This is a genomic window from Paenibacillus sp. P4_E11 (genome assembly GCF_056401635.1).
The window spans coordinates 1-2036 of sequence record NZ_JBFUIX010000372.1 but is presented as its reverse complement, the minus strand read 5'-3'; the positions used below and the strand labels follow the sequence as shown (position 1 = coordinate 2036).

Here is a 2036-nt window from a genome sequence, read left to right as displayed (position 1 = left end):
CTCATTGTGTTACTCCTTATAATCGTAATATGTATATTAAGCTCTTTAGTTTTTAAATTCGCGAAGTGATTGAACTATCCTGCCTGTTCGATTAATGACTTTTCATACACCTTCATAAAAAAACCGGGGATTTCTCCCCGGTCATGGCCTATTATTTTCAGCTCCAACTGCTTGTTGTATCGTTCATGTAGAATTGGAATGTAATGTTAAAACGGTCTGTCACCATCCCGAAGCAGGGACTAAATTCAGTTTCTTGCAACGGGACCATTACTTGCCCTCTGTCGCTCAATTTATTAAACATTTCTTCAATCTCGCTTTGTTGCGTCGCTGTAATGCAAATATTCACCTGATTTCCGATTACATAAGGTTGCCCCGGAAAGAGATCAGCGACCATCATATCATTTTCACCGGTTTGTAACACGGCATGGGAAACACGGGTTTTCCATTCTTCAGGCAAACTATCGGCATCCTTGCCTTCCCCGTACGTAGTTTTGAACAGTAATTTCGAGTTCAACGCTTCCCGGTAGAACTCAATCGCTTCCGCAGCTTGTCCATCCAGCATGATGAACGTCGTTGAGCGCATTGACATTTAAACATTCTCCTTTTCAATTAAATTGTCCAATTTGTGTTGTTTTGGACTTCATTAGCATCATATCGTACAATAGTGACAATACTTGTCGTAATAATGAAAAGGAGCTTATAATGGCAAAGTCCAAAAGACTGATCGAGATGATGATGTCCATCAACAAAAAGAAGTCTTTCAACGCCAAAGAGCTTGCCAATGAATTTGGAGTTTCCACGCGGACGATTGTGCGGGATATGCAGGAGTTAAGCGCGCTGGGGGTTCCTTTTTATTCGGAGGTCGGTCAGCATGGGGGATATAAGATGATTAACGAGAGAATGCTGCCCCCAGTTGCTTTTACGGAAGGCGAAGCGCTTGCTGTTTTTTTTGCCAGCCATGCATTGAGGCACTACGCGGATCTTCCGTTTGAGGCGGAAACAAATTCAGTGTTGCGGAAATTTTACTCTTATATGCCGGAAGATATTCGGGACCGTATCGACCGGATGCGGAAACGATTTGATCTGGTAACACCGATGAGACATGCAAGCACGCCTTATTTGAGATTGTTGCTGGATGCTGCGATCGATCAAAAAGTGGTGCGCATGGAATACGAATCGAAACAGCATAAGCGGTCAAGAGATGTTCAGCCGGTCGGGATTTATGCCAGCAACGGGTTTTGGTATTGTCCGGCCTATTGCTTTCACCGCCGCGAATTTCGCTTGTTTCGCTGTGACCGGGTTAGATCTGTTGAACTGTCCGAACTGAAAGCGGCCGATTTGACGCATGTGCATACAGGAAACTGGGAGTCTTACATTGAAGAGGAAAGTCCGGCTTTGGAACTTTATGTTGAGCTTACTGTAACAGGTGTGCAGAGATACGAGACCGAAATGTGGCCGGCGCACAAAATGCAGATTCAAGTTCGAGAAGACGGCACAGGATGGCTGGGCTATCAAATCCCCGCGAGCAGCCTTCCATTTTTCGGCCAATTTTTTATTGGATTGGGTACGGATGCAAAAGTAAAAGCACCAGACGAGTTGATCCATGTTATGAGAGAAATGCTGGACAAACTAATGGCGCAATATCGGTAAAGAACTACTTGATTGGTCACGTTTTTGGGGTGACAAAGCCCGAAAGTTCCGGCCGCCGCTCCGTATGCAACGATGCCGGCGGCTTTATTGTTCCATTCGGCATATAGGAAATCGATCGCATTTTTAAGAGCGCCGGGGATGGAATGGTTGTATTCAGGCGTTACAAATACATATCCGTCGAACAACTTGATTTTATCGGCCCATTTGATGGTGTGGGATTTCGAATATTGCCCTGATATATGGGATTTATCAAGCGCAGGTACACCGGTCATGGGGAATCTGCCGCGTGTTAACAAATAAGCACCGTTTCCATTAGTGGAAGCGGTGCTTGCTTGGTGTTGTCATACAATTGTGCCAAACTATCGGGATCTGATGCGTCTCAAGAA

General features: G+C 45.0%; 2 protein-coding genes and 1 pseudogene. 1 reads left to right on the top strand and 2 read right to left on the bottom strand.

All coding sequences use genetic code 11. The annotated features are described in order from the left end of the window. Positions 1 to 157: 157 nt before the first annotated feature. Entirely contained in the window at positions 158 to 589 is a 432-nt protein-coding gene (locus AC1DWB_RS34140) for a VOC family protein (RefSeq protein WP_477545517.1), read from the bottom strand. 113 nt (positions 590 to 702) lie between these two features. On the opposite strand from AC1DWB_RS34140, the gene AC1DWB_RS34135 reads away from it, so the two are divergent. Continuing rightward, positions 703 to 1650 (top strand): helix-turn-helix transcriptional regulator, encoded by a 948-nt coding sequence (locus AC1DWB_RS34135; RefSeq protein WP_477545518.1) that lies wholly within the window; start codon positions 703 to 705, stop codon positions 1648 to 1650. Positions 1651 to 1706: 56 nt separating this feature from the next. On the opposite strand, the pseudogene AC1DWB_RS34130 reads toward AC1DWB_RS34135, so the two are convergent. Next, positions 1707 to 1922 (bottom strand): annotated as a pseudogene (locus tag AC1DWB_RS34130) (NADPH-dependent FMN reductase); the annotation flags it as partial. Positions 1923 to 2036: the final 114 nt, after the last annotated feature.

Coding starts and splice junctions, on each gene's coding strand:
- AC1DWB_RS34140 (WP_477545517.1), bottom strand. CDS start 589: ATGTCAATGCGCTCAACGACGTTCATCATGCTGGATGGACAAGCTGCG.
- AC1DWB_RS34135 (WP_477545518.1), top strand. CDS start 703: ATGGCAAAGTCCAAAAGACTGATCGAGATGATGATGTCCATCAACAAA.